Raw genomic sequence first — 21,049 nt, forward strand, 5'->3', positions numbered from 1 at the left:
TTTTTTTTTACGCTTGAAATCGGAAAGTAAAAAACGTAAAAAGGCAAATAAAACAACAGTCGTTTAATGAAAGAGAAAATTCTGAATACAAAATTAATTTTATTAATTCCTGCATATTGGGCTTGCTTATTTGACGAAATTATTACAATTATAAATCAATCTGACGAATATTGGAAAGGAAACTTAAGTAAAGCAAACGAAGAAAATCCAATTGGTGCGTTTATGATGGCGAATCACACTTCGGGATTATTTATAATTTGTGCTTTATGGTTAATATTTATTGGAATAATTGGTAATAAACTACAAAATAGAAAACTGAAAATTTTCGCTCTTTTTGTTTTGATTTCACATTCATTTGGAGCATCAACTTGGTTAAGTTATTATTATGGTTTTTGGTATGCCATAATTTTCATATTCATTAATTCTATAATGTTTATTGAATTTGAAAATATGTACGAAATAAGAAAAAAAGAAAAAGCCAAGAAAAAATGCCCAGATAGTAAGAACGTCCCGCACGTAAACTTAAATTAAAAAGTAAAGGACTCATTAAAATATTCCGTTAGGAATTAAATGTTGGTAGAAAAAAAGTTAACCCCAGCAAATAAAGTCCCGTAAGGCATATGCGTCAACTTAAAGTTACAAAGCCTCTAAATTGAGGCTTTTTTTATGCGTTTTAAAATGTACGTGTCTTTATCTTGAATAACCCACTCCATCTCCTCTCCTTTGTTAATTTCCCCAGCTTCTGCAAGTGCGGCAGGGAAATTTATATAAAAAGATTTCGTTTTTCCTCTATCTACTCTTTGAACTTTTACCTTGTATCCCATTTTTTTTATTTATTTTTATTAATAGTATATATACTATTAACAAAAATAATAAAAATGATAAACTTTAAAGCTGTTAGTGATGTTAATTTTTTGAATTTTTTAAAAATAGAGGGATTGACAGATGAAAAAATATTGACCCTTGCATTTAATGTCCGATTTTCGAAAAGGAAACCCAAGAAAATATTCCCTCAAATACTATTAAAAATATTGTGTTTAGAATCAGTAAATGGCACTCCCAGCTATAATGATTTAGCATCAAGAATGGAAACTTTATCTGGCTTTTTTACTTCAAAGCAATCTATTTGGAAGCGGGTAAATGAGCAATGCGTTCATTTTTTTCAATCGGTTTTGTTAGTCATTCTAACTTCAAAAGTGCAAAGCCATGAAAACCAATTAAGGGACAACTTCGGATTTAAACGGATACTGGTTCAAGACAGTACGATTTTAAAAATCCCGTTCCGGCTTTTCAATATTTTTTCGGGCGTGTCAAATGCTACCACTACTGTTTGCAACACACGTATCCAAGCCGTTTATGATTATGTTTCCGGCAATTTCATTGCATTTTCGATTGATCCATACAGCAAAAATGATTTGACTTCTGCTCCGGAATTAGAAGTAAAAAAAGGCGACCTAATATTGAGGGATAGGGGATATTACACAAATGCAGAAATAAAAAGGCATATAGATGCGGAAGTCGATTGTATTTACCGATTTAAGCACAGGTCTGTTTTTTTGAACATTACGGACAAGAAAGAAATAGATTTGGCAAAACTGCTAAAGAAGAAAAATTCCATTGACATGGAAGTTTGTTTAAACGACAACAAATCACATACCGTTGTAAGGATTGTTGCAGAACCAGTAAGTGCTGAAATTGCAAATACTAGAAGAATGAATGCTAAAAAAAATGCTAGAAAATCAATTCCTTCACAGAACTATTTAGCATTAATGGGTTGGTCTATTTATATAACGACGTTGCCAAAAGAGAAAGCAGATTATGAGAGAATAATGAATTTATATTCCCTAAGATGGAGAATTGAAACAATCTTCAAATCATGGAAAAGCAACATGAATTTTTCTAAAATCCAAAATGTTTCCGAAAAGCAATTGTGTGTTTTATTAAGCGCAAGATTGATAATGATAGTTTTATGTACACAATATTTATACCAGAGCTATTGCTCTAGAATTTATAAAAATCACGGGCGAGATCTCAGTTTAATTAAATTCATAAAGTACATTTGCAAAAACATAGAGAAGTTAATTCCGCTTATAGCAGCATTGCAAAACAAGGATGATATACGGTGTGAAATGGAAGAAATCCTTGCCAAATATTGCTCTTATGATAAGAAGAAAAGATGCAATTTTAACCAGAGATTCAATTCGCTATTCCCGTAAGTTGACGCATATGCCCGTAGGGACGAAACATATGGCAAATACCTACACACAAATACACATTCATTTTGTTTTTTCGGTAAAATTCAGGCATGGAATTATACAATCTAAATGGAAAGAAGACTTGTATAAATATATAGCGGGTGTAATTCAAAATAATAATCATAAGCTTTTGGCAATAAACGGAATGCCAGATCATATTCATATTTTGATTGGGCTAAGACCAGCACAATCCGTTTCCGATTTAATGAAGGACTTAAAACAAAGTTCTTCAAAATGGATTAATGAAAGTAAACTAACAAACGGACATTTTGAATGGCAAGAAGGATATGGTGCTTTTTCATATAGTAAATCTGAAATAAACCAAGTAATAAGTTATATTCACAACCAAGAATTACATCATAAAAAGAAAATATTTAGAGAAGAATACCTTGATTTTCTTGAAAAATTTGAAATCGATTATGATGAAAAATTTATTTTCAAAGAATTGATTTAAGGTTGTATAGTCCCTTACGGGACAAAAATAAGAAGTGAAATGTGTGTTTCTACCAATATTTAGTCCCTAACGGGACAAATGAAACGATTAGTTTTTTCTTTCGATATTTAGTTCCTACGGAACAAATAAAGCAAATTAAAGAAATGGTCAAATAGATATTAACAAATCTTTTCTATTGCTAAAAAAATAATTTTAGATAATCTGCAAATTCCCAAATTCTCAAATTTCCAAATTCCCAAATTCTCAAATCAACGAATAACTAAATCAACCAATTCCGCAATTCCCTTTTTAAAATTAATTTCGTAAATTTGCCTTTCAATAAAAATTAAACACAATGGAAAACGGAATATACGCTAAATTCAACACCGCAAAAGGTGCTATTTTAGTAAAGCTAACACACGATTTAACACCGGGAACAGTAGGGAACTTCGTAGCTCTTGCTGAAGGAAATATGGAAAACAAAATAAAACCTCAAGGACAAAAATTCTATGATGGTTTAAATTTTCATAGAGTTATTCCTGATTTTATGATTCAAGGAGGATGTCCTCAAGGAACAGGAACTGGAGATCCAGGTTACAAATTTGAGGATGAATTCCACAAAGATTTACGTCACGATGCACCTGGTGTTTTGTCGATGGCAAATTCAGGTCCAGGCTCAAATGGGTCACAGTTTTTTATCACGCATGTGGCTACACCATGGCTAGATGATAAACATACTATTTTCGGAAATGTTATAGAAGGCCAAGATGTTGTAGATGCTATTGCACAAGGAGATGCTTTAGAGTCAGTTGAAATCATCAGAGTAGGAGACGAAGCTAAAAAGTGGAATGCTATTGAAGCATTTGTAGGTTTAAAAGGTGCCCGTAACAAACGTGACGCTTCTTTGAAAGCAGATGCAGAAGCTGAAATGGATAAATTAGCGGCTGGTTTCGAAAAAACAGAAAGCGGTTTGCGTTACCAATTTATCCAAAGAGGGGAAGGTAAAAAAGCAGCAAATGGTAAAATAGTTTCGGTGCATTATACAGGACAACTTCCAGACGGAAAAGTTTTTGACAGTTCTTACCCAAGAAAAAAACCAATTGAATTTCCATTAGGAAAAGGAAATGTAATCGAAGGATGGGATGAAGGTATTGCCTTGTTACGAGTAGGTGATAAAGCACGTTTCGTAATTCCATCACATTTAGGTTACGGATCTCGTGGTGCTGGAGGAGCAATTCCACCAAATGCTACTTTGATTTTTGACGTCGAATTAATGGATGTGAAGTAATAGTATTCAGTGTTCATCGCAGGTTGCAGTATTGAACAATCCAATTCATTTAGAATCCCAAAGCGAGAGTTTTGGGATTTCTTTATGTTCATTTATAAATATAATTTATTATTTCCACTTAATATTACAACCTAAACTCGGTTTTTGATCGGGATTAATAGTTCTATTGTAGATTACGCTATCAATTGCACCGCGCAAATCGTTTCCACTTAATGGAATTCCGTTTCCCGGTCGGCTGTCGTCTAATTGTCCATGATAGACTAATTTATCTTGATTGTCAAATAAGAAAAAATCGGGTGTACAAACTGCATCATACTCTTTTGCCACTTCCTGTGTATCATCATAAAGATAGGGAAACTCAAATTTATTTTGGAACGCAAACTCGGTCATCAATTCCGGTGCATCTTCCGGGAATTTTATCACATCATTACTGGAAATGGCAACGATACCAATGCCTTGTACCCGATAATCATTGGCAATCATAACAATTTCATCAATTACATGATGAACAAATAGGCAATGATTACAAATAAATACTACTAAAGTCCCCTTTTCTTTTTTTAAATCCTGAAAAGAAAACCATTCGCTCGAATTGGTGTCTTTTAAATTGAAATTTGGAGCCAAAGTTCCCAGTGCTACTGTATGTGAAGTTGTTCGTGTCATTGAAGTTGATATTGCTTTTACCAAATTACAATAAAAAATGCAGTATTAAAAAAGATTCGTCTTTTTACTAAAATATTTTAGAATCAAAATAATAAAAGTACGATCTGAAGCTACCAATATACGTAAATAGACATATGGATTTACTAGATTTTTAGTGCGCTTACAGCTTTTTATAAAAAAAATAAATCAACACCATTTTCACTAATTACCACCAATTAATTCGTGTAAATTAGTGAAATTCGTGTTTAAATATTTTGTCTAATATTTGTCTCCAGACGAAAGGCTCTGAGGAGCGTTGTTTGATTGACAAATTACCCTTTCGGAGCGTACTTTTTAATGATTCAATTTAAATTTCAGAGTTTAAAAATTTAATCAAATCTCTATTTAATTTTTCTTTTTCTACATAAAATAATCCGTGTGGCGCGTCATCGTAAATAATAAAGATATTATCAGGGATTAATTTAGTGGCAATTTCAGAAGTGATTTCTATCGGAACAGTTTTGTCTTCATCTCCATGAATGATTAATGTAGGTACATTTACAGAGGACATTTCATGCGTAAAATCAGTTGTAGAAAAAGACTTTGCACATTCTAAGGTGGCACGGGGAGAAGCAAGTGAACACAGCATTCTGTAATAATCCAATAGTGGCGTGCTGATAGGCTTGCTAATAAAGCTCACACCGAAAAACGTTTTCCCAAAGGCATCCATAAACCCAATTCGGTCGTCTTTAATTTGTTCCGCCATTGCATCATATTTTTCTTGAGGAACTCCTTCTGGATTAGCATCGGTTTTTAATAAATGTGGAGTTACTGCAGATATTAGCACTGCTTTGGCAATTTTTTCTCCGCCGTGACGACTGAAATAGCGCACGACTTCTCCACCACCCATAGAAAATCCAACTAGAGTAACATCTTGCAGTTCTAACTGATCGATAATTGCTTTTAAATCATCTGCCAAAGTATCATAATCGTATCCGTTCCAAGGTTGTGAAGATTTTCCAAAACCTCGGCGGTCATAAGCGATAACTCTAAAGTTATTTTCGACCAAAGCCTCGATTTGATATTCCCACATTTCGCTAGATAGCGGCCAGCCGTGGATAAGAATTACCGGTTTTCCTTGACCATAATCCTTTACATATAATTTTATGTTTGTTTCCGTCTCAAGATATTTATCAGTTGCCATTTTTGATTTAGAAAAGCTACCATTCCTTAACGATTCGCTTCCATTTGTTTGATTGTCTTCCATCTTACTACTAGTATTTATAATTTTTAAATAGTATTCCTACTTTGTAAATTTAAAGAGATAGGGAAAAAAATGTCTTATGAAATTAGTGTAAATAGTTGTAAAATTGATAGGTTTGTTAGAAATTAACATTTAATTAAAAACCATTAATACAATATAACCATGGAATTGACTTGGCAAGATTTTGAAAAAGTAGAAATGCGAGTTGGAACTATTTTGGAAGTCAATGATTTTCCTGAAGCACGAAAACCAGCATATCAACTTACGATAGATTTTGGTTCCACAATTGGAATTAGAAAAACATCGGCACAAATTACCAGACGATATCAAAAAGAAGATTTGGTTAACAGACAAATGATAGCTGTAGTTAATTTCCCTAAAAAACAAATTGGTAAATTCATGAGCGAGTGTCTGGTATTGGGAGCAGTAGGGGAGGAAGGTGATGTTATCTTATTAGCACCTGATTTTAAGATTGAAAATGGGTTGAGAATTGGATAACTTCAATAGCAGGATTTACTTAACTTCTTCAGTATAAATAGGTTATTAAAATGTTAATAATCTATTTATCAATCCTTTAAAATAATAAATATTGTAAATTTACTTTTCTATATCGGAGTTTTTTTACATACAATACCTTACTGAATGCGTGCTACAAATTCTTTTTTAAATTTTTAGGATTACAGTTAGTGTAAAGTTTCTCCAAAGCTATTTGCAGTACAATACGGTATTGTTAATGATGCATCAGCAGGTGCAGCCGTCATATTGTGAACCAGATGGAAATCAAATGCCGTAGCGTTTCCTTTTGGTGTTTTAAAATAGATTTTTAATTTAAATATACCTAAAAAATGGAAAAGCAAGGAATTATTGACGTATTGCATCTTTGTGCTGCACAATGCACACATTGTTATGATGCATGCCATTTAGAAAAAGAAATGGATATGGCTCGATGTATGATGAACGATCAGGATTGTGCAGATATATGCCGCTTAACAGCCCAGCTAATGGAACGAAATTCTGAAAACACAGCTATTTTCTTAAAATTATGTGCTGAAATGTGCGAAATATGTGCCGCTGAATGTGAAAAATATCCACAAATGGAACATTGTAAAAAATGTGCAGAAGCATGTCGTAAATGTGCAGAAATGTGTCATGAACAACAAATGGCACATTAATAATGAATCTTATTTATACGATTTATCATGTCAGTAACAGCCGGTACCACATTAGTTATAAAAAGTCCTGAATTTCTGGATAATGAATTTATTTCTTCGAAATATACATGTGACGGGGTAAATGTAAACCCAGAGATTAGTATAGACGAAATTCCTAAAAATACAAAGAGCCTGGCTATTATACTGGATGATCCAGATGCTCCAAATGGATCTTTTTGTCATTGGATAATGTGGAATATTACACCAAAAAACAGTATAAAAGAAAATTCTGCACCAGGAATTCAAGGCAGGAATAGTTTTGGGGAAAATAAATATGATGGGCCTTGCCCTCCAAGTGGCAAACATCATTATCATTTTAAAGTATACGCTTTAAATACTAAACTAAATTTACTTGTAAGTACTGATAAAAATGAACTTGAAAAGGCAATGAAAGAGCATATTATTGCCAGGGGAGAATTAGTCGGTTTGTATAAAAGATAATCAACCTTTTTAATCAAAATAAGAAGCTGCTTTTTTAATGAAGCAGTTTTTTTATGTCAAAATCAACAAAAACAAATCAATGAAGATCCAATTAGTATGAATTGTTGGTTCAGCTTAACCAATATCAATTTTAGTTATTAATTGTTCCAAAATCAATTGGCCTTCTTCCCAAAATTCAAGATTTGAATCGGAGTTGATATGGCCTTTTTTACCAATATTTATAAAATCACTACCCCAGATTTTAGCTAAATATTCAGCTCTTATCGGAGAAATATAGGGGTCATTAGCACTGGTGACAACAACGGATGGGAATTTTAATTTTTTAGTTGGCATTGGAGAAAAATTCCAAATGGTTTCAGGGGTGTGATCTGGAGAATCAACATCGGCAGGAGCGACCAATAATGCGCCAATTATGTTTGAATTAGTATTTGCTGCATCCCAATGCAAAACCATCGAAACAGCAAGACTGTGTGCTACCAGGATCGTTGGGGAGTCTAGGTTTGAAATAGCTTCCGTTAAATTACTAAGCCAATCCTCAAGTATAGGTTGTTCCCAATTTTTCTGAGCTAACTTGGAACTGTTTTTAAATTTCTGTAACCAATAGCTTTGCCAGTGTCTTTCTCCGGAATCGCCAAGTCCGGCCAGTATTAATAGTTTCGTTTCCATTAAACAAAAATACTTTTTAGAAATTAATTTAAAATATTTAATGTCTAAATTATTTATTGAATTTAAAAAAATGGTATTTGAACCAAAGTAGATGTACTACGAATGGAAGTGTTTTTTGAAAAACCAAACTTTTAACACATCCGCTGTCAGGATATAAATAGCGACAATTATTAGCATTATTATCATATTAAGGAAAGGAAGAGGAGATAATCCCACTTTGTCAGCGAAGGGAAGATAGGGGAGAATTAAGGTTAGTACTAATCCAATAAAACTCAAGATAAAAAGATATTTGCCTGGTCTGCTTTTAAAGAAGTTTTTGTGAGTTCGAATGATAAATAAAATGAACAATTCAGTAAGGATTGATTCTACAAACCAAGCAGTCTGGAATGCGGATTCTTTTACTTTTAGTACATAATACAGTATGAGAAAAGTAATAACATCAAAGACAGAACTATGTATGCCAAAAATGATCATATAATTGCGTATTAATTTCAAATTCCATTTGCCAGGTCTGTTTAGTTGTTCTTGGTCAACATTATCCGAAGCTATGGTAAGATATGGGAAATCAGTGATAAAGTTAGTCAATAGAATCTGCTTAGGAAGCATGGGCAAAAAAGGTAATAATAAGGACGCTATTGCTACGCTAAACATATTTCCAAAAGTTGATCCAGTGTTGATAAATATGTATTTCAAGGTATTTGCAAAAGTTTTTCGACCTTCTTTTATACCATCAATTATGACTTTCAAGTCTTTTTCCATTAGTACAAAATCAGCCGCTTCTCTGGCAACATCAACGGCATTTTCGACAGAAATTCCGATATCGGCAGCACTTAAAGCCGAAACATCATTAATGCCGTCACCCACATAGGCAACCGTATATGTTTTTCGTAAAACTTGGATAAGGTGTTCTTTTTGCTGCGGTTCCACTTCCGCGAAAATGTGTGTTTTTCTTACCAAATGTTTCAGTGCTTCCGGACTTGCACTAAAAAGATCTTGGCCTGTCATAACTATAGGGTTTTTGATTCCAATTTTTAATGCTGTTGAAAGTGCTACATTTTTGTTGTCGCCAGAAATTATTTTTAAATTTACTTGTAGTTTTTTTAGTTCTTCAATTATTTCTATGATTCCAGCTTTTACCGGATCCTCAAGTAATATAAAACCTGCGAAAATTAAGTCTGCTTCGTCTTCTTTTGAAATATGGTCGTTATTAATATTTTTGTAACTGACCGCTATTGTTCGCAAACCGTTAATTCCAAATTGATTGAATTTATCCTCAATTTCAGTTTTGTGGGATTCAATGTTTTCAATGCTCCCATTACTTAATCTTACGAATGTGCAAATGCTGATTATTTGTTTAAAAGCTCCTTTGCTAATCAATACTTTATCAGTGCCGGTAGTAATAGCGATGCTTAATCTTTTGCGAATAAAATCATAAGGAATCTCGCCAGTTTTCAAGGGCATTACTTTTGTTTCCAATTTTATCTTTTTTATGGCTTCATCAATTGGATTGGCGTAACCCGTTTCAAAATAAGCGTTCCAATACGCAAGTTCTTTGACATATTCGTTTTCGATGCCAAGACCATCCACTGCACCTGAAATTATTATTGCACCTTGAGTAATGGTTCCTGTTTTATCTGTACATAATAAATTAACTTCTCCTAGATTTTGAATAGAAGAAAGTTTTTTTACGATAACTTTTTTATCTAACATTCTTTTTGCTCCGGCACTCATTGCAATTGTTGTAATGGCAGGTAATAATTCAGGTGCCATTCCTACAGCTAAAGCCAAAGCAAATAAAGCCGAGTCAATAACATTTTTGTGGTATAATAAATTGACCACTAAAATAAAAATCGAAAGAATCAATGTGATTCTCATCAAAAAATAGCCAAAGTCTTTAATTCCTTTTTCAAATTTAGTTTCTATAATTGTGGTCGCACTTTTTGCAATATTGCCAAAAATGGTGTTTTTTCCTGTATTAATAACTAATGCTTTTGCTGTACCGCTTACTATATTTGTACCTTCCCAAAGAGAATTGGTTCTTTTAGCTAATGCGGTATTTTCGTCTAAAACTCCAACTAGTTTTGCTGTAGGATAAGATTCTCCAGTAAGACTTGCTTCGTTTGAATGCAATTCATTGGATTCAATAATCAAGCAGTCTGCGGGAAGCATATCTCCAGCATTCAGTATAATAATGTCGCCTGGAACTACATTATAGGAATTAATTTCTTGTAGTTTTCCGTCTCTAAGAACAGTACTCTTTAATGCAATCATTGATTGCAATTTCTCTACAAATCGTCCCGCATTTCTTTCCTGAAAAAAACTAAGGAATCCAGTAGACAAAACGATGAAAAGAATAATAAATACATCGGAGGTATCTCCAAGAAAAGCCGAAAGCAGAACTGCTCCTATAAGTAATAGCATCAATGGGCTTTTGAATTGTCCGATAAAAAGAGTTGCTTCTTTTCTAAAAGCCGACTTGCTTTTTTTTATATGTCCGGATTCTGATAGTATTTTAGCAGCTTCAGTTTTAGATAATCCCAATGCAGAACTGTTTAGTTTTTTAAACCAATAGTCGGGGTTAAATTGCCAAAAATTATTTATTGGAGTAGTTTGCATAAATTGAAGTTCTTAAGAGTTTGAACTGTAAATTAATAAAAGCAACAACCTGATTTTTAGAATTATAATCGAAATAAAAACAACTACTTTTGTAGCTTATTCTGAAATATAAAGTAAATTATTGTACTGATACTAAGTTGATTAGTAAAGTTAATCAATTCTGAATTACAACTGGTAAAGACTTGTTGTATTTTAACTCGAAAGAGTTTTTTAAATACAAAAAAGTCCAAAAATCAAATGACTTTTGGACTTTTTAGGTGTGTAAGTAGGTAATTAACAATTAAATATCATCAAATTCAATATCAGTAAAAGAGGATGTTTTTGGTATGAATTCGTCTTCAACTTTATCAGAAGCATATTCTTTTTTAAAATCTTTTTGGTGTCTTTCAGAGATTACTTCTTCCCCTTTGTGGTTCAAAACATAAGAGGTCATTTCTCCTAAAATTTCTGCGAAAGCAGCAAAATCTTCTTTGTACAAATAAATTTTGTGTTTCTTGAAGTGGAACGAGCCATCTTCTTCAGTAAATTTTTTACTTTCGGTAATCGTAATATAATAATCATCTGCTTTTGTAGCCCTCACATCAAAGAAATAAGTTCTTCTTCCAGCTCGTAGAACTTTAGAAAATATCTCTTCTTTTTCTAACATGTCATTTTCTCTCATAATCCTTTCTATCAATTTATGGTTGTTAAGTAGTACTCAAAAATCTAAAAAATATATGTATTACACAACAATTAAAGCAATTCTTTTTCTGAAAGTTGTTTTAAATATAGGGATGCATAGTACCCTTCTTGATTTATCAATTGATTATGAGAACCTTGTTGGATAATTTTTCCGTCTTCAAGAATGATAATATTGTCTGCATTTTTGGCTGATGAAACTCTATGACTTACGATAATGGTAGTTTTATCCTTGCAAATTTCAGATAAATTATTCAAAATAGCTTCTTCAGTCTCTGTATCTACTGCCGACAAACAATCGTCAAAAAGTAATATAGGAGGGTTTTTAATAATTGCTCTGGCAATAGAAACGCGTTGTTTTTGTCCTCCGGAAAGTGTAATTCCTCTTTCGCCTAATATGGTGTCATATTGTTTATTAAAACCAATAATGTTATCATGTACAACAGCATTTTTTGCAGCTGATTCTACTTCTTCATCAGTTGCGTTTTCTTTACCAAACTTTATATTGTTTTTTATGCTGTCCGAAAATAAGAAGGCATCTTGCGGTACAATCCCAATGCTGTTTCGTAAATCATAAAGGTTTACGGTCCTTATTTCGTTTCCATCAATGTTTATTTTTCCGCCTGTTACATCGTACAATCTAGATATTAATGAAGAGATTGTTGATTTTCCGGATCCTGTTTTTCCTAGAATTGCTAGTGTTTCTCCTTTTTTGACTGTAAAAGTGACATTTTTTAATGCTTCAATATTAGTGTCTTCGTACGTGTAACTTACATTTTCGAAAGAAATAGTACCTTCAATAATAGATTTATTTGGATTGTTGTTTTTTATTTCAGGTTCGATTTTAAGGAATTCGTTAAGACGTTTTTGAGAGGCTTCGGCTTCTTGAACCATAGAGGAGACCCATCCTAAAGAAGCTACTGGCCAAGTAAGCATGTTGACATACAGGATAAATTCTGCTATTGTTCCAATGCTTTTTATGGTACCATCAATGTACATTAATCCTCCAAAGTAAATAACAACTAAGTTACTTATTCCTATAAGTGCCAGCATCAACGGTCCAAATAAAGACTGAACTTTGGCTAAGTTTAAACTTTTGCTTTTGCTCTCATTGGCCAGGTTTACCATATTGTTTTGATGCTGATCTTCTAATGAATAGGCTTTTATCACACGGATTCCAGAAAATATTTCTTGCGAGAAACTGGAAACTTTAGATAAATATTGTTGGAATATGGTGCTTCGCTTATTGATTTCGGAGCTTAATTTGAAAATGCAATATGATAATAGTGGTAATGGAAGAATGGTATATAAAGTCAAGCGAGGCGAAACATTATACATATATACGATGACAATTGTAAATCGTATGAAGGTATTGATCGTGTACATAACCGCCGGTCCTACATACATTCTTACTTTTGAAACATCTTCACTGATGCGGTTCATTAAATCACCCGTACGATTTTGTTTATAAAAGTTCTGCGATAAGTTTTCGTATTGTCGGAAAACTTCATTTTTCAAATCGAATTCAATGTGTCGTGACATAACAATAAGCGTTTGTCGCATCAAAAAAGTAAGAAAACCAGCTATGATAGTGGTAGCGATAATCAATAAAATATTCGAAATTAGTTCTTCGCGAATTACTGAAATGGCTACATTTTTGTCTTTAGAAAAGGATTCAATTACTTTGAATGATTTGCTAATTAGTTTTGGTGTAAACAAAGAAAATATTTGGGCAATGATGGTAAATATAATACCGAGCGAAAAGCTGTATTTATATTTGATAAAGTATTTATTTAAATAACGTAATTCTTTCATGTTTTTAAGATATTCTTTATTGAAATAGTTTTATTTTTTGTTTTTTAGTTAATTTTTGATAAAGTTTAAAACTATAATTTATTCGTAATAATTACCATATTGATAAATTTTAACTAAAATATTAGTGTATATGTATTTTTTGTGTAAATTTGATTTGTCTTTTTGACAAATTCATAATTTTATCACTATAAAAATTAATACTATGAATGCAGCTTTCACATCTGGAAAGGAACTTCAAAAAATGGATCCCGTTTTTGGTCAACTATCATTTAATGATCACGAACAAATTGTATTTTGCAACGACAAAGATACAGGTTTAAAAGCAATTATTGGTATTCATAATTCGGTTATGGGTCCTGCTTTAGGAGGTACTCGTATGTATAATTATGCTAACGAATGGGAAGCTTTAAATGATGTATTGCGACTTTCTCGCGGTATGACTTATAAAGCAGCCATTACAGGATTAAATATCGGTGGAGGTAAGGCGGTTATCATTGGCGATGCCAAAACCCAAAAAACACCGGAATTGATGCGTAAATTTGGTGAGTTTGTACATTCATTAAGCGGAAGATATATCACTGCCGAAGATGTAGGAATGGAAACTGCAGATATGGACACCGTTAGAGACGTTACGCCTTATGTGACCGGAATTTCTGAATCAAGAGGCGGTTCTGGAAATCCATCGCCTGTAACAGCTTACGGCGTATATCTTGGTATGAAAGCAGCTGCAAAACAGCAGTTTGGTTCAGATATACTTAGCGGGAAAAAAGTGTTGGTACAAGGGATTGGTCATGTTGGAGAAACTTTAGTTGATTATTTGACAAAAGAGGGAGCAATAGTTACTATCGCAGACATTAATGAAGAAAAATTGTACGAAGTTGGATCAAAGTACGGTGCTACAATTTTTACCGGGGATGATTTATATTCTGCCGATGTTGATATTTATGCTCCTTGTGCTATGGGTGCGACTATAAATGATGCCACTGTGCATAAAATTAAAGCTAAAGTAATTGCTGGTGCAGCCAATAACCAATTAGCAAATGAGAATATTCATGGTGCAATTTTGCAAGAAAGAGGGATTCTTTATGCCCCTGATTTTTTGATTAATGCTGGTGGAATTATCAATGTTTATGCGGAATTAGCGCATTATGACAAAGCAGAGATTATGCGTAAAACAGAGAATATTTACAATACAACTCTAGAGATTTTTGCATTTGCCATTGCTAACGGAATTACTACGCATCATGCGGCTCTGACTATTGCTCAAAATCGTATTGATCAAAGAAAGATAGAGAATAGTAAAAAGTAGTTTTCAGTGTTCAGTTATCAGTATTTAGTGTCCAATAATTGCCGTTCACTGAATACTGATCACTGAATACTTTTAAAATAAGCGATTATATATTTTATTTACAAGGATGAAATTCTTATTTTTGCACTCTAATTAATAAAAGTTCTTACAAGGTGGTAAATAGAAGACACATACGCGTTAAAGTTATGCAATCCATTTATGCGATGCATCAAAACGGTTCTGATAATCTGGAAAAAGAAGAAAAATTTCTTTTCTATAGTATCGACAATATTCAAGATTTATACCTAATAATGCTTTCTTCCCTGATTGAAATTTGTAAAAAAGAAACCATCTTTTTGCATAAATCATCTCTGAAACATCTTGCTACTGCTGAGGAGCGTAAGCCAAATGAAAAATTTATTAAAAATAGTATTTTTCAAATTCTTTCAGAAAACAATTCACTTAGTATTGCTCTTGAAAATCGTAAAATTGACAATTGGACAAAAAACGATGATTATATCTTGTTGCTTCTTAATGATATAAAAGCAAGTAAGTTGTATGAAAAATACATGAGTAATTCAATCAACACATTCGAAGAGGATAAACAATTTATTGTTGATTTATTTATGGATGTAATTGTTCCTAATGAAAAACTTTATGAATATTTAGAAGATGATAAATTAACTTGGGTAGACGATATTCCATTAGTTAATACACATATCATCAAGCAATTGAAAGTTATTAAATCTGGTGAAGATGATAATTTCAGAGTGCCAAAATTGTATAAAGACAACGAGGACAAGGATTTTGTGAAAGATTTGTTTAGAAAAACAGTCTTGAACGAAGCAGAATTTGCTAAAGAATATGTTGATAAAACGCCAAATTGGGACAGCGATAGAATTGCCGAGATTGATACCATTATTCTTAAAATGGCCATTTGTGAATTTCTTAAATTTCCATCAATTCCAGTAAAAGTTACCCTTAACGAATATTTAGAAGTTGCCAAAGAGTATTCTACACCAAAAAGTAGTATTTTTATCAACGGAATTTTAGATAATTTAGTAAAAGAGCTACAGGCTAGCAAAAAGATGATTAAAGCTGGTCGTGGTTTAATGTAATATTAATAAACAAAAAAGAGATTTTAAAATTATGGGACAATTAACTCAATTTGCGCCGTTTCTATTAATGTTTGTGGTAATCTATTTCTTTATGATAAGACCGCAACAAAAGAAAGCTAAAAGCGAAAAAGAATTTGAAAGCAGCTTGAAAGTAGGCGACAAAATTATTACAAAAAGTGGTCTTCACGGAAAAGTTTCTGAATTAGCTGATACTACAGTTATCGTTGAAACTATGTCAGGAAAATTAAAAATGGAGCGTTCCGCTATCTCTATGGAAATGAGTGCAGCATTAAATACTCCAGCTGTAAAAAAATAATAGTTCTTTTTGAACTAGTAAAAAATGCCCTGAATTTCAGGGCATTTTGTATTTAAAAGAATCGGGTTATTTTTTATTCTTCTTGTTTTTTTTATTCTTTTTCGCTTTTTTAGATTTCGCTTTAGCCTTTTTTTCTTTTGCTTTCGCTTTTACTTTGGCTTTTTTTGCTTTCTCTTTTTTTGCTTTTTTAGCCTTTTTTGCTTTTGTTTTCGCTTTTTGTTTTGCTTTTTCTTTCGCGTCAGCCTTTTTAGCTTTTTCTTTTGCTTTCATTTTCGCTTTCTTTTTAGTCTTGTTTTTATCATCTTTCTTTTTTGAAGATTTACTGTTTTCATCTGGATTAGTAGGTGAGACTTCTACATTTTCGGTGCTAGTTTCTTCAATTTTTGGTTCTTCAATTGCAACCGCTTCCATAACATGTTCGACAATTTTTGTTGTCCGAGTTCTAACTGGCTTATCGATTTTAGGTTTTGCTGGCGATACTGAATCAGTTTGCGCTTCTTTTTTTTGTATCATAATTTATATTTTTAGTATTAGTTTTTTATGAAATTATACGAATAGTTATCTGTGGTGTTAATAGATTGTTAAGCAGTTGTTAGTAAATATAGTGATTTAACAAACTGGTCAATGTTAAGGTTTTCAGTATAATACTAATATTTTGATGCGCTTTACAATAAAAACAATGCACATAAAGATGTCAAAAAGGATATAATTCCTTTTCAATAGTTTTCAAAAGATATCGGGGTTATGAATTTGAATGCAATTTTCATCGAATGATTATTAAATTGCATTTATGTAATATAATATGATTTTAAAAAAAAAAGCCCAACTCTGATTTTTCAGAATTGGGTCTTAATTTTATCGATATTTGTCATTTAAACCAATGTTTTCGAGTATCATTGGCTTTATCTTTTCTAGTCTGGAACGTTTAGTCTCTTCTCGTTTTGCTTCAACTATGTATTCTAAAAACTCCTTTTGTTTGTATGGTGAGAATTTTAGAAAAGCGTCGGCTAAATTCGGATTAACATCTAATTCCTTCTGAAAAATTTCGGGCATCTCAATTGTAAGTTCCGCTTTAGTGGGTTTAATTATTTTTCCCTGCTTTTCATTTTCAATTGCTTCCTGAATATATTCCAAAACCAAAGATTCATTTACATCATCTTTTGATGTAAAGCGCCATTGTCGTAATGATTTAGTAACGCCTTCTTGCGCGTTAACTAAAACTTTTTTTTCATCTTTTAGAAAAACGCCATTAAAAAACCAGATTGTAAAATAATTTTTAAATCCTCCTATCCCGATCACATTTTTATTGTCTAAGACATAAACGCAACCTCCCCATTTCGTAGTTTCGATGAGTTCCGTCTGGGCAACAATTGATTTAAGTAATTCTAATTCTTCTGACCAACCATTGATTTTATCCCAAATACGTGTATCGGTTTTTGATGATTCCAATTATTTTTTATTTTTAATGGTTTCTTCCGTTTTAATATAATCGCCTATTGCGGTAAGTTCAGCAATTTTCACGATAACTTCTACTGCTTTTTGCATGCTTTCAACGGGAACATATTCGTATTTTCCATGAAAATTATGTCCACCAGCAAAAATATTTGGGCATGGCAATCCTTTATATGACAATTGGGAACCGTCAGTCCCTCCGCGAATAGGTTTAATAAGTGGTTTAATACCTATTTCTCTCATTGCTTTTTCAGCAATGTCCACAATATGTTTTACAGGCGTTACCTTTTCTTTCATATTGTAATATTGATCTTTTATCTCGGCTTTAACTATATCAGCACCAAATTGTTTCGCAAATTTCTTGTTGATTTTTCGAGTGATTTTTTCTACTAATTCTTTGCGTTTTTCAAATTTTTTCTTGTTATGATCTCTGATAATCAGTTCCAAAACGGTTTCTTCAATACTGCCAGTAAGGTGATGTACATGGAAAAAGCCTTCATATCCTTTAGTTGTTTCTGGTGTTTCATCATCAGGTAATTCATTGATGAAATCATTAGCAATCAGCATAGAATTGATCATTTTTCCTTTGGCGTAACCAGGATGAACACTTTTTCCTTTGAAAATAATTTTGGCGCCAGCCGCGTTAAAATTCTCATATTCCAGTTCGCCTATTTGGCTACCATCCATCGTATAAGCCCATTCAGCTCCAAATTTCTCTACATCAAAATGATGTGCACCACGACCAATTTCTTCATCAGGTGTAAAACCCACTCTGATTTTTCCGTGTTTGATTTCGGGATTTTTGATAAGGAATTCCATTGCGGTAACAATCTCGGTGATTCCGGCTTTATCATCGGCACCTAATAATGTCGTTCCGTCAGTTGTAATCAAGGTTTGTCCCTTATACAATAATAAATCTTTAAAATAATTAGGTGATAATATAATGTTTTGTTCAGCATTTAAGACAATGTCTTTACCATCATAATTTGAGATAATTTGAGGCTTTACATTGGCACCGGTAAAATCGGGCGTGGTGTCAAAGTGGGAAATAAATCCAATAGTTGGTACTTCATGGATAACATTGCTTGGCAAAGTAGCCATGATGTACGCTTTGTCGTCTATTGTTACATCTTGCATGCCAATAGCTTTTAATTCTTCAACTAGTTTATTGGCTAGGTCCCATTGTTTAGGGGTACTTGGCGTGGTTTCCGAATTGGCGTCAGATTCTGTATCAATAGTTACGTAACTGATGAATCGGTCTATAATATGTTGCATTTTTTATTTGTTTTATGCAAATATAATCATTTTTTCAGAAGCTATTTTCGGTATCCTTCAAGAGTGGACATGCTAACTTAGCAGTCACAGAAAGTTAAGAAATAATCTTAATTGTAGCCTATGAAACAAGTCCGCAAAATTTATGACAAAGCTTTCAAAGAAAATAATTCCGAGGACTTATTTAGTTTCTTTCATTTCTTTCAACAAGGAAATTATTACATCTAGTTTTTCGACTTCTAATTTATTTAGTTGAATTGTCAAGGCTTCTATTTCTAGTTTTGCGTCAATATTTGTTTGGTAATCTGCTTGCGCCTGTAATCTGTCTCTTTCACTTTGACGGTTTTGGGACATCATGATGATAGGCGCGGCATAAGCAGCCTGAGTAGAAAAAAGAAGATTTAGGAGGATAAATGGATATACATCCCAGTGGTAAGTAAAAGCAGCAATGTTTAATGTCATCCAAAGCAGTACTAATATGGTTTGAACTATAATGAACCTCCAGGAACCCATTCCTTTGGCTACAGAGTCAGCTAAACGACTTCCTACATTTAATGTTGCTGTATGTTTTTCGTGCCAATTTGTATCATTAATCATTTTCAAAGTGTTTTATTTTAAATTTTGGAAAATAGCTTTTAAGAATTATCAAATGGTAACCACCTTCTGTTTTAATTGTCGAATAAAAAGGAAATATTATTACAAGCGTTAAAACAAAAATTAGATTATAGTAAATATATTAGGATTTATGATACTTAACTATTTTTTTGTATAAATTTTGGCTTACTAGTTGTTGATTACTCTATAATTGGATTAATTGTACTGTTAATTTTAGTAATTACTTTTTTCCAATCATCAGCTGAGGTTTTAAAATCATTATTTGTTTCCACAAAAAACAGTTCAATTGTTGGCGCAAGCTCATATTTTGTATCAATTTCACTCCCGACATAAGCATCATTTGTACCTTGAATTATAATGAAGGGAGTGTTTAAGTTCTTTAAATGCATAAATCGGTGAGATTCCTCTTCTTTTTCAGGATGTTGAAAAGGATAACCCAAACAAATAATATGTTTTATATTTAACTCATCCGCAATTTGTGTTGCTATTAATCCACCAGCTGAACTTTAAATTATGATTATTTCTTTTTTAGTGCCCAATTTTAAGAGAAACTGTTTTAATATTTTTGAATGAAATTCTATAGTATTTATATTCTTGCGGAAGGATTTTAAAAAAAGAATAAAATTAAGAATAGTATATCTCAAAAGATAAATTCTCCAAAATATTTTTTTAAAATTGCAGGGAACCATTTATATTTCCTTTCAATATTACTCAAATGATATATTTCCTGACCAATTGGTTCGTAAAGAATATATAATTTTGCTGGTATAAATAGGCTAATAATGCGGTGTTTAGTGAGCCGTATTTTTGTAGATTTCCCCGACCAACTATTAAGATGATTGTATTATGCATGCTTTTTTTAATATAAGGCCTTTAGTTTGCTAATTTATAAATAGATCTTTAGAAATCTGTAAACAGGATTTCTTTTTTTTGTAAAGGGCGCTCCTGCGTGTTGTAATTATTAGTTTAGATTTTTTTTGTGAATTAAAAATTAAAAAGAGTTTCTTATAACTATTTTTTTTTGTAATTTTAATAATGTAAAAAACTAAAAATCAATATATTATGAAAAATTTATTTATTTTATTAGCAGTGGTTATTTGTACTTTAGGCGCTACGGCTAAGGATGCTAAAATGTATGATTCCAAAATGTACGATCCAAAAATGGTCCAAATGAAAGATCATTTAATGATGAAAAATGGTAAAATGATGATGATGAAAGGAGAAAGGATGATTATTATGGAAAAAAAAATGACTATGCCTAATGGTTCTGTTGTTTCTCCAAACGGGATGGTAAAAATGAAAGATGGGAAAACCATTATGTTCAAAAACGGAGATATGATGGATATGAATGGCATGATGATGATGATGAATAAAATGGAAGGGTATGTAAAGATGAAAGACGGAAAAATGATGATGATGAAAAACGGTAAGATGATGATGATGGAAAATGAAATGATGATGTCTAATGGTGCAATGGTTTTTCCTAACGGAATGGTAAAGATGAAAAACGGGAAAACCATGATGATGAAAAATGGGGACAAAATGGATATGAATGGAATGATGATGAAAAGAACGAAAATGAAAATGGAAAACTAAAAAGTAAAGACATTCAAAATTTTAGTGTGAAACTAATTTTTCAATTGCAGAAAAGAAGAAACCGAAACCATATTTATAGTTTC

At 32.2% G+C, this 21,049-nt stretch carries 22 protein-coding genes and 1 pseudogene; 11 read left to right on the plus strand and 12 right to left on the minus strand.

Features of this window, described 5'->3' with window-relative positions; genetic code table 11:
- The first annotated feature begins 66 nt into the window (after positions 1 to 66).
- Positions 67 to 531, plus strand: a complete 465-nt coding sequence (locus ACFX5F_RS03150; RefSeq protein WP_379849834.1) for a hypothetical protein — start codon at positions 67 to 69, stop codon at positions 529 to 531.
- A gap of 116 nt (positions 532 to 647) precedes the next feature.
- On the opposite strand, the gene ACFX5F_RS03155 is transcribed toward ACFX5F_RS03150, so the two are convergent.
- The gene (locus ACFX5F_RS03155; protein ID WP_379849836.1) at positions 648 to 824 is read right to left on the minus strand and encodes a hypothetical protein; all 177 of its coding nucleotides are present in this window, start codon (positions 822 to 824) and stop codon (positions 648 to 650) included.
- Between the two features lie 54 nt (positions 825 to 878).
- On the opposite strand from ACFX5F_RS03155, the gene ACFX5F_RS03160 reads away from it, so the two are divergent.
- The 3 genes from ACFX5F_RS03160 to ACFX5F_RS03170 all read left to right on the plus strand — a co-directional run bounded on the left by ACFX5F_RS03160 (position 879) and on the right by ACFX5F_RS03170 (position 3,976).
- Positions 879 to 2,216, plus strand: coding sequence for an IS4 family transposase (locus tag ACFX5F_RS03160; RefSeq protein WP_379849838.1), 1,338 nt, complete (start codon positions 879 to 881; stop codon positions 2,214 to 2,216).
- Positions 2,217 to 2,247: 31 nt separating this feature from the next.
- Complete coding sequence (tnpA, locus tag ACFX5F_RS03165; protein ID WP_379850395.1) at positions 2,248 to 2,709, plus strand: IS200/IS605 family transposase; 462 nt, start codon at positions 2,248 to 2,250, stop codon at positions 2,707 to 2,709.
- Between the two features lie 334 nt (positions 2,710 to 3,043).
- Positions 3,044 to 3,976 carry a peptidylprolyl isomerase gene (locus ACFX5F_RS03170; RefSeq protein WP_379849840.1) on the plus strand — a complete coding sequence of 311 codons (933 nt, stop codon included), beginning with the start codon at positions 3,044 to 3,046 and terminating at the stop codon, positions 3,974 to 3,976.
- Between the two features lie 108 nt (positions 3,977 to 4,084).
- Here ACFX5F_RS03170 and ACFX5F_RS03175 read toward each other — a convergent pair whose 3' ends face one another.
- Both ACFX5F_RS03175 and ACFX5F_RS03180 read right to left on the minus strand, forming a co-directional pair.
- Positions 4,085 to 4,639 (minus strand): thioredoxin family protein, encoded by a 555-nt coding sequence (locus ACFX5F_RS03175; protein WP_379849842.1) that lies wholly within the window; start codon positions 4,637 to 4,639, stop codon positions 4,085 to 4,087.
- Between the two features lie 346 nt (positions 4,640 to 4,985).
- On the minus strand, positions 4,986 to 5,885 hold the full coding sequence (locus ACFX5F_RS03180; RefSeq protein ID WP_379849844.1) for an alpha/beta fold hydrolase: 900 nt from the start codon (positions 5,883 to 5,885) through the stop codon (positions 4,986 to 4,988).
- 159 nt (positions 5,886 to 6,044) lie between these two features.
- Here ACFX5F_RS03180 and ACFX5F_RS03185 point away from each other — a divergent pair, with 159 nt between their 5' ends.
- The 3 genes from ACFX5F_RS03185 to ACFX5F_RS03195 all read left to right on the plus strand — a co-directional run bounded on the left by ACFX5F_RS03185 (position 6,045) and on the right by ACFX5F_RS03195 (position 7,534).
- Positions 6,045 to 6,380 carry a tRNA-binding protein gene (locus ACFX5F_RS03185; RefSeq protein WP_379849846.1) on the plus strand — a complete coding sequence of 112 codons (336 nt, stop codon included), beginning with the start codon at positions 6,045 to 6,047 and terminating at the stop codon, positions 6,378 to 6,380.
- 347 nt (positions 6,381 to 6,727) lie between these two features.
- The gene (locus tag ACFX5F_RS03190) at positions 6,728 to 7,054 is read left to right on the plus strand and encodes a four-helix bundle copper-binding protein (RefSeq protein WP_379849848.1); all 327 of its coding nucleotides are present in this window, start codon (positions 6,728 to 6,730) and stop codon (positions 7,052 to 7,054) included.
- 27 nt (positions 7,055 to 7,081) lie between these two features.
- The gene (locus tag ACFX5F_RS03195) at positions 7,082 to 7,534 is read left to right on the plus strand and encodes a YbhB/YbcL family Raf kinase inhibitor-like protein (RefSeq protein ID WP_379849850.1); all 453 of its coding nucleotides are present in this window, start codon (positions 7,082 to 7,084) and stop codon (positions 7,532 to 7,534) included.
- Positions 7,535 to 7,648: 114 nt separating this feature from the next.
- Here the strand turns inward: ACFX5F_RS03195 and ACFX5F_RS03200 are convergent, their stop codons facing one another.
- The 4 genes from ACFX5F_RS03200 to ACFX5F_RS03215 all read right to left on the minus strand — a co-directional run bounded on the left by ACFX5F_RS03200 (position 7,649) and on the right by ACFX5F_RS03215 (position 13,309).
- The gene (locus ACFX5F_RS03200) at positions 7,649 to 8,200 is read right to left on the minus strand and encodes an RBBP9/YdeN family alpha/beta hydrolase (protein ID WP_379849852.1); all 552 of its coding nucleotides are present in this window, start codon (positions 8,198 to 8,200) and stop codon (positions 7,649 to 7,651) included.
- A gap of 96 nt (positions 8,201 to 8,296) precedes the next feature.
- The gene (gene mgtA, locus ACFX5F_RS03205; RefSeq protein WP_379849854.1) at positions 8,297 to 10,816 is read right to left on the minus strand and encodes a magnesium-translocating P-type ATPase; all 2,520 of its coding nucleotides are present in this window, start codon (positions 10,814 to 10,816) and stop codon (positions 8,297 to 8,299) included.
- A 280-nt stretch (positions 10,817 to 11,096) separates the two neighbouring features.
- Entirely contained in the window at positions 11,097 to 11,477 is a 381-nt protein-coding gene (locus tag ACFX5F_RS03210; RefSeq protein WP_073207609.1) for a PUR family DNA/RNA-binding protein, read from the minus strand.
- Positions 11,478 to 11,548: 71 nt separating this feature from the next.
- Positions 11,549 to 13,309, minus strand: coding sequence for an ABC transporter ATP-binding protein (locus tag ACFX5F_RS03215; RefSeq protein WP_379849856.1), 1,761 nt, complete (start codon positions 13,307 to 13,309; stop codon positions 11,549 to 11,551).
- Positions 13,310 to 13,511: 202 nt separating this feature from the next.
- Here ACFX5F_RS03215 and ACFX5F_RS03220 point away from each other — a divergent pair, with 202 nt between their 5' ends.
- From ACFX5F_RS03220 to yajC, 3 genes are all read left to right on the plus strand, one after another.
- Positions 13,512 to 14,618 (plus strand): Glu/Leu/Phe/Val family dehydrogenase, encoded by a 1,107-nt coding sequence (locus ACFX5F_RS03220; protein WP_379849858.1) that lies wholly within the window; start codon positions 13,512 to 13,514, stop codon positions 14,616 to 14,618.
- Positions 14,619 to 14,803: 185 nt separating this feature from the next.
- Positions 14,804 to 15,715, plus strand: a complete 912-nt coding sequence (gene nusB, locus ACFX5F_RS03225; RefSeq protein ID WP_379849860.1) for a transcription antitermination factor NusB — start codon at positions 14,804 to 14,806, stop codon at positions 15,713 to 15,715.
- 31 nt (positions 15,716 to 15,746) lie between these two features.
- Positions 15,747 to 16,031: a preprotein translocase subunit YajC gene (gene yajC / locus ACFX5F_RS03230; protein WP_379849862.1), complete on the plus strand. Its 285-nt coding sequence runs from the start codon at positions 15,747 to 15,749 to the stop codon at positions 16,029 to 16,031.
- Positions 16,032 to 16,097: 66 nt separating this feature from the next.
- Here the strand turns inward: yajC and ACFX5F_RS03235 are convergent, their stop codons facing one another.
- The 5 genes and pseudogenes from ACFX5F_RS03235 to ACFX5F_RS03255 all read right to left on the minus strand — a co-directional run.
- The gene (locus ACFX5F_RS03235) at positions 16,098 to 16,544 is read right to left on the minus strand and encodes a hypothetical protein (RefSeq protein WP_379849864.1); all 447 of its coding nucleotides are present in this window, start codon (positions 16,542 to 16,544) and stop codon (positions 16,098 to 16,100) included.
- 342 nt (positions 16,545 to 16,886) lie between these two features.
- Positions 16,887 to 17,480: a YdeI/OmpD-associated family protein gene (locus ACFX5F_RS03240; protein ID WP_379849866.1), complete on the minus strand. Its 594-nt coding sequence runs from the start codon at positions 17,478 to 17,480 to the stop codon at positions 16,887 to 16,889.
- The gene (pepT, locus tag ACFX5F_RS03245; protein ID WP_379849868.1) at positions 17,481 to 18,758 is read right to left on the minus strand and encodes a peptidase T; all 1,278 of its coding nucleotides are present in this window, start codon (positions 18,756 to 18,758) and stop codon (positions 17,481 to 17,483) included.
- A gap of 177 nt (positions 18,759 to 18,935) precedes the next feature.
- On the minus strand, positions 18,936 to 19,352 hold the full coding sequence (locus ACFX5F_RS03250; protein ID WP_379849870.1) for a DUF1003 domain-containing protein: 417 nt from the start codon (positions 19,350 to 19,352) through the stop codon (positions 18,936 to 18,938).
- Between the two features lie 197 nt (positions 19,353 to 19,549).
- Positions 19,550 to 19,861 (minus strand): annotated as a pseudogene (locus ACFX5F_RS03255) (alpha/beta family hydrolase); the annotation flags it as partial.
- A gap of 571 nt (positions 19,862 to 20,432) precedes the next feature.
- On the opposite strand from ACFX5F_RS03255, the gene ACFX5F_RS03260 reads away from it, so the two are divergent.
- Positions 20,433 to 20,966: a DUF6799 domain-containing protein gene (locus ACFX5F_RS03260; RefSeq protein ID WP_379849872.1), complete on the plus strand. Its 534-nt coding sequence runs from the start codon at positions 20,433 to 20,435 to the stop codon at positions 20,964 to 20,966.
- Positions 20,967 to 21,049 lie beyond the last annotated feature (83 nt).

This window comes from Flavobacterium zhoui (assembly GCF_042787235.1).
GTDB classification, from domain to species: Bacteria; Bacteroidota; Bacteroidia; order Flavobacteriales; family Flavobacteriaceae; genus Flavobacterium; species Flavobacterium zhoui.